A 6,739-nucleotide genomic window follows, 5' to 3' on the forward strand; every position below is an offset into this window, starting at 1 on the left:
TTTATAAAAAATATGCATAAAAGGAAATTTCGTTCCTTTTATGCATAGGATTAGTTATTCATTCATACCCATTTCCGCTCTTACCACTGCGACAATGCGCTCTACATAATTAGTGCATTCCTCAGCTGTCGGTGCTTCAGCCATTACACGGACTAGCGGTTCAGTACCGGATGGTCTCACCAAAATACGACCGTTCCCGTTCATTTCCGCTTCGACTGCCTTGATGACTTCCTGTACCTTTTCATTATCGGTTACAGCGTGTTTATCGGTAACTCTGACATTGATCAGCGTTTGTGGATATTTCTTCATCTCGCCAGCGAGCTCCGATAAGGTTTTTTTGGTGTCACTCATGATGTTCACAAGCTGCAGGCCCGTCAATAAGCCATCGCCTGTCGTGTTATAATCCAGGAAGATGATATGTCCGGATTGTTCGCCGCCAAGGTTATAGCCGCCCTTTCGCATCTCCTCGACCACATAGCGATCCCCCACTGCCGTCTGGGCGCTTTGTATACCATACTCTTCAAGACCTTTATAAAAACCAAGGTTGCTCATGATCGTAGAAACCACTGTTCCCTGTTTCAGACGGTTATTTTCTTTTAAGTATTTCGCACAGATATACATGATTTGGTCGCCGTCCACTATATTCCCTTTTTCATCTATCGCAATGACTCGGTCTCCGTCACCATCGAATGCAAGTCCGACATCCGCACCTTTTTCTTTTAAGAATTCAGCAAGTGCCTCAGGGTGGGTGGAACCTACCTTATCATTAATATTCAAGCCATTGGGCGATGCTCCCATCGTAGAGATGTCTGCATCAAGATCTGCAAACAAATGCATGGCCAAGGCAGATGTCGCCCCATGTGCACAATCAAGAGCAACATGAATGCCTGTAAAATCTTCATCCACTGATTGTTTCAAGTACTGGAGATACTTTTGCCCTCCTTCGAAATAATCGTTCAAATGGCCTAAATCCCCGCCTACAGGGCGTGGCAGTTCATCCTTTTCCATATCTAATAGTGTTTCAATTTCCGCTTCTTGATCATCGGATAACTTAAATCCATCCGGTCCAAAGAATTTAATCCCATTATCCGCTACCGGATTATGAGAAGCGGAAATCATGACACCGGCTTCAGCACTTAAGGCCTTTGTTAAATAGGCAACTCCCGGTGTCGAAATGACACCCAGGCGCATCACTTCAGCTCCAATGGATAAAAGACCGGCAACAAGCGCACCTTCCAGCATTTCACCTGAAATTCGAGTATCGCGTCCTATCAGCACTTTGGGTTTTTCTGTATTTCTAGTAAGCACATAGCCACCAAAACGGCCTAGTTTAAATGCCAACTCCGGTGTTAATTCGCTATTCGCTATACCCCTGACTCCGTCTGTTCCAAAATATTTACCCATCTTTATCGCTCCTTCTTCGAATCGTTACTGAATTTAATGATGATGTTAAAGGAAGGTCATGTCTCTTCGTCTTTCTGTGTGATGGTGACCGAAATCGTTTTAGAATCCAGTTCCCATTCCACTCCCTCAGGCACTGTTACCGCCAAATCCACATCATGCGTACCTTCATCTAAATTACTCACATCTACTGTAAGATTAATGTCGTCTTTAGTTATTTTCTTCAAATCATCCGCCTCACCAAGCAAAGTGATGCTAGTCACATCGGATTCTAATTCGGCATTTTGGTCATCCTGTATGCCCACAGGCACTATTTGTATATTGTTGAAGGTTTTAGACTCTATGGCAGCCGGTTCATCTTCTTTCTCTTCTTCTTTGACTACTTGTTCTTCTTGTTTTTGTTCGGTTTCTGGTTTTTTCTCTTCCACGACTGGCTCTGCATTCTCTTCATCCACATCAACTTTCTCTGTACGAATCCTGACCTTTGCCTTACCCAAGGACATTTTTTGTACACTTTCCGGTTTATCAAGATCGAGTTCCAGTTCTGTATCCCCATCAATTTTCGAGATATTTACAGGAAGATTTACTACATCTATTTTCTCAAGGTCCGTTTCCGAACCAAATAAGGTGACCTCTTTCGGGTCGACACTCATACTCGTGATCCTGATGCCATCCTTTGCCTTGCCAGTTTGCTTCGGTGCTATCGACACCGTCTTGGAAGGAATGCTCACTTTTAAGGAAACTGAAACAGTAGATGGCTCGATCGTCACATCCAGCTTATTCAAGTCCCTGTCCAGGGCTTTTACGGTTGCCTTGCCGTTCACCGTTTCGTTAAGCCCCTTACTTATTTCAAGGTTTGCCTTTACATAGGAAATTTGTTCAATCGCATCTTTAGCACCCGTTATTTTGACAGTTTTCGGGCTGACTGTTGGCTGGCCAGCAGTATACCCCTCTTCAAGTAAAGAGCTATTATACTCGGCTTCAACGGAGAATTCCTTCGTCACCCGTTCCTGAACGTTGACTTCTGCATATTCCGGATCGATCGTTGCCACTAACTTTTCATTCAAATCACTTATTTTAAATGTGACAGTTCTGTCCCCCATTGAGATTGCAGGATCGGAAAGGTCTACATACACTTTAAAGTCCCTTTGGTTTTTCGCATTGATCAATAAGCTTTTTGCTCCCTTTAGAGTAACATCAACCGTCTCCGGCACTCCGCTCACCACTAGATTCTCACGGTCATAGTACACTTCGACCGGTACATTTTCAATGGTCTCTGTGCTGATTTCAGGGGCAGTCGATAAACCAAGGGATTTCTTATCCGACTCCATCTCAAAGTTAATGGAAATGAACAAAAGTGCCGCCAAGGCAAAAGCTACGATTCTCATAAACCAAGCACTATTGGTGAATTTATCCATTCTTTTTCCCCCTCCAGTTAAAGATGCTTGAGGAAGTTGATTTGATGTTTTCCACTACCAGTTCACTTGTAAGCATGGCCTTAAATGATTCTTGATTCAAATCGCGGTAAAGTTCCCCGTTTTTAGTGACGGATATCCCTCCCGTTTCCTCTGAAACGACAATCGTAAGACTATCCGTAACTTCACTCATGCCTATGGCTGCCCTATGCCGCGTTCCAAGTTCCTTTGATATGAATGGACTCTCTGATAATGGCAAATAGCAAGCTGCAGCTGCCACCTGGTTATTTTGTAAAATAACTGCGCCATCATGGAGCGGCGTATTAGGGATGAAGATATTAATGAGCAGTTCTGAAGAAATATAGGATTTTAGAGGTATCCCCGTTTCAACATAATCCCCTAGCTCCGTACCTTTTTCTATCGTAATCAAGGCTCCGATCCGCCTTTTTGCCATATAGGTGGACGCCTTTAGGATTTCTTCGACTAAACGCTCTTGCTGATTCTCTTCCGGAACGGTGCCCCTTGCAAAGAGCTTCCCGCGTCCTAATTGTTCAAGTGCCCTTCTCAGTTCAGGTTGAAAAATGACGAGAATCGCCAATACTCCCCAATTCATGACTTGTGCCATTAACCATCCGAGTGTATTGAAACCAAACAAGTTGCTTAAGCTTTTTACAATGACAATTACAAAAATTCCTTTTAGCAGCTGAATAGCCTTCGTACCCCGAATAATAGTTAACAATTTATATATCACAAACCATACAAGGAGAATATCAATGAAATTTACTACATAGTCCCAAACAGTCAAGTTGGTTAAAGACATGTTGTTTCCTCCAGTCAGTATTACTCCAAATGCAAATTACAATCTTTATACGATAACCTTAATAGTATACCATTTTTTAAATGATACATCTAAAAACTAGTGTGAGAAATTTACATAGGAAAAACGAATCATGTAAAAGGGTCCCCTTCCCTTAAAAAATAAAGCTGAGCGAAGTCACCGTAAATGAAAAAACGGTGCCCTCTCCCAGCTTCTATTCCTTATTCCTTTTTCTCCTCTTTAGCAGGAACTAACGAGGTTGCAGTATCCTTTACTTTATACCACATCCACTCAAAAGCCTGGTCAATAACATGGATGCTTCCAGTCACGTTCCCTGCTTTAGACATATATTTATGCCCATTTATGACTGTCACATCACCCTCTACTTCTCCATCTATTTGAATGTTACCATTTTGAACTACCACATTCCCTTTGATTGTCTCACCCTCAGGCACAATCACCGTTTCACCTTCGACCACTAAGTTAGGCTGCTTTGATACTGAAAAATGTTCGTCCTGATTATAAGTGGAAAAAACAGATCCTGTCATCAATATGATGAACATCGCTGCCGCTGTCATGAAGGGATGGCTTTTGAACCAACGTTTGGCACCTGTTGTTTTCGTTTCCTTCGGCAATTGAGCCATAACCTTTGCTGTAAAGTTATCCGGGGCCTTTATATGGGAAGTGCTTTGTACAAGAGCGACCGCCTTTTTCATTTCATGAAAGTACTCCCGGCATTCAGCACAGTTATGCAAGTGCTCCCGTAAAACTTCTTTATGCTCCGGTTTGATGTCCTCATCTAAATAATCATGCATATATTCAATGATTTCCTCATGGCAGTTCATTTTTCTCACCTTCTTTTTATAAATGGCGTAGTTGTTTACGCAAGGCTTCCCGACCACGATGTATCCTCGTCTTAACCGTACCGACCGGCAAATCGAGTATTTCACTGATTTCCTTTAGGGATAACTCTTCAATATACTTCAATACAATTACCGATCGGTATTTCTCGGGCAATTTCATTATTTCCACTTGAATGGTTTCCTGTAGTTCTAAAGATTCAACCTCTTCCTCGGGTTTCGCCATATCCGATGCAATTTGGGAATACATATTCAATCCCTCTGTTCCTGCCACCTCTGCATCTAAATAGTAATCCGGTTTTTTCTTGCGAAGCCGGTCAATGCAAAGATTGGTCGCAATCCGGTATAACCATGTAGAAAATTTCATTTGTATATTGAAACTTCGAATATTCACGTAGGCCCTTACAAAGGCCTCTTGTGCCAAATCTTCTGCTTCTTGCCTGTTTCCGAGCATCCTGAAACATATTTGGAACACTTTGTCCTTGTATATTTCGACAATTTCCCCAAATGCATTATGGTCTCCCTTTAATACTTGATTAATTCTCTCTTTAATGAGTGCATCCATTTTCCGGTATTACCCCCGCTCATGCGGCTATACGATTACTACGAATCGTAAGCTAAAAGGTTTCAAAAATTTAATACATTAATTTTAACAAAGTTTTACATTTTATGTTTAAGAAAAAAAAAACAGGGCTATATAGTAAGAAATTGTAAAATCTAAGGGAGTGTTTCTCTATATGACTGCAGAACAAATTTTAGTCCATATTGAACAATACAGACAGAAAATGATGTTTTTGGCTTCCCGTTCTTCGATGGTGGATAATGAAGTTGTTGAAGTTAGCAGTAAACTGGATTCTTTAATCATCCAATACATCCATTTAACTAAAAATGGAGATCTCAATAACAGAAGTGCCCTCAAGTGAATATGGATTTACGATTGCAACCAATTATCTATAGATATGTTCCTGTTACATACGCCCTAGTAAATAAACCTACGTCTTCTAGCATATAAAAAACAGTAACCCATTACAAGCCGGTTACTGTTTCTTTTATTTTTTCAGTTATAATAATTTTTCTCCAAATAGCGAACCCATTAGGGCCACGGCAACGATCGCCGTCTTATTCCGCTCATCTAAAATTGGATTCACTTCAACGAATTCTGCTGATGTAATCAAGTTGGATTCCGCAAGCAATTCCATGGCCAAATGACTTTCCCGATAACTTATACCACCAATTACCGGTGTCCCCACTCCTGGTGCATCTGCTGGGTCAACTCCATCCAAATCCAATGATAGGTGGACGCCATCCGTTCTTTCCCTTAAGTAATCAATGCATTCTTCCATGACCCTTGTCATTCCCATGCGGTCGATCTCATGCATCGTGAATACTTTAATCCCTTTCTCACGGATAAGTTCTTTTTCGCCTTCATCCAATGACCTTGCTCCAATTATTACGATGTTTTCCGGTTTCACTTTTGGAGCAAAACCATGGATATTGATTAGGTCCGGATGTCCAAGCCCAATACTGACAGCTAGGGGCATGCCGTGTATATTCCCTGATGGTGAAGTATCCTCCGTATTTAAATCCCCATGTGCGTCGTACCAAATCACACCCACATTTTCATAGTGCTTTGCGACTCCTGCCAGTGTACCTATAGCTATGGAATGGTCTCCCCCCAATACAAGCGGAAAGGACCCCCCCTCTATTATTTCATCAACTTTTGTTGCTAACAGGGAGTTACCCTTCGCTACAAGCTGTAGGTTTTTTAGATTTGTCCCAGGCTCATCTGCGTTTTCAGGACGCCCTACAATGATATCTCCTAAATCCTCTACTTCAATATTCAACTTTTCAAGACGCTCGATAATCTCTGCGCAGCGAATGGCACTAGGTCCCATATCCACCCCGCGCCTTGCTTGACCAAGGTCCATAGGCAGTCCGATGACGGAAATTTTCTGAATAGGCATGCAATTCCCCCTTTTCATCATTTTATATCGTATATGCCGGTTGGTTCAACTCGACATTCCCATGTATAAAGATGCATGTTCCTATCACATATGTTATTTGTGACATAAGAACTTTCTAGGGATTAGCTTACCCAAACATGTCTTAAACAAAAAAAAGTCTTAAACCACTTTTGGCTTAAGACGTAAGTTTTGGTGTATGTAGTTGATGGTGGAGCCTAGCGGGATCGAACCGCTGACCTCCTGCGTGCAAGGCAGGCGCTCTCCCAGCTGAGCTAAGGCCCC

General features: G+C 42.1%; 7 protein-coding genes and 1 tRNA gene. 1 reads left to right on the forward strand and 7 read right to left on the reverse strand.

Annotated features, from left to right (window positions below; translation table 11 throughout):
• Positions 1 to 54: 54 nt before the first annotated feature.
• The 5 genes from glmM to sigW form a co-directional block, all read right to left on the reverse strand.
• Entirely contained in the window at positions 55 to 1,404 is a 1,350-nt protein-coding gene (glmM, locus tag ACFVSH_RS05115; protein WP_387604650.1) for a phosphoglucosamine mutase, read from the reverse strand.
• Positions 1,405 to 1,460: 56 nt separating this feature from the next.
• Complete coding sequence (locus ACFVSH_RS05120) at positions 1,461 to 2,819, reverse strand: CdaR family protein (RefSeq protein ID WP_387705132.1); 1,359 nt, start codon at positions 2,817 to 2,819, stop codon at positions 1,461 to 1,463.
• Positions 2,812 to 3,636 carry a diadenylate cyclase CdaA gene (gene cdaA, locus ACFVSH_RS05125; protein ID WP_137020543.1) on the reverse strand — a complete coding sequence of 275 codons (825 nt, stop codon included), beginning with the start codon at positions 3,634 to 3,636 and terminating at the stop codon, positions 2,812 to 2,814. Before cdaA ends, ACFVSH_RS05120 begins: the two co-directional genes overlap by 8 nt.
• 218 nt (positions 3,637 to 3,854) lie before the next feature.
• Entirely contained in the window at positions 3,855 to 4,478 is a 624-nt protein-coding gene (locus tag ACFVSH_RS05130; protein ID WP_387705134.1) for a zf-HC2 domain-containing protein, read from the reverse strand.
• 16 nt (positions 4,479 to 4,494) lie between these two features.
• On the reverse strand, positions 4,495 to 5,058 hold the full coding sequence (gene sigW, locus ACFVSH_RS05135; RefSeq protein WP_063236211.1) for an RNA polymerase sigma factor SigW: 564 nt from the start codon (positions 5,056 to 5,058) through the stop codon (positions 4,495 to 4,497).
• 172 nt (positions 5,059 to 5,230) lie between these two features.
• Here sigW and ACFVSH_RS05140 point away from each other — a divergent pair, with 172 nt between their 5' ends.
• On the forward strand, positions 5,231 to 5,416 hold the full coding sequence (locus tag ACFVSH_RS05140; protein WP_192207461.1) for an aspartyl-phosphate phosphatase Spo0E family protein: 186 nt from the start codon (positions 5,231 to 5,233) through the stop codon (positions 5,414 to 5,416).
• 138 nt (positions 5,417 to 5,554) lie between these two features.
• Here ACFVSH_RS05140 and rocF read toward each other — a convergent pair whose 3' ends face one another.
• Positions 5,555 to 6,457 (reverse strand): arginase, encoded by a 903-nt coding sequence (gene rocF, locus ACFVSH_RS05145; RefSeq protein ID WP_387604645.1) that lies wholly within the window; start codon positions 6,455 to 6,457, stop codon positions 5,555 to 5,557.
• Positions 6,458 to 6,663: 206 nt separating this feature from the next.
• A tRNA-Ala gene (locus ACFVSH_RS05150) sits at positions 6,664 to 6,739 on the reverse strand.

This window comes from Peribacillus sp. NPDC058002 (assembly GCF_042886655.1).
In the GTDB taxonomy this organism is placed as follows: domain Bacteria; phylum Bacillota; class Bacilli; order Bacillales; family DSM-1321; genus Peribacillus; species Peribacillus aracenensis.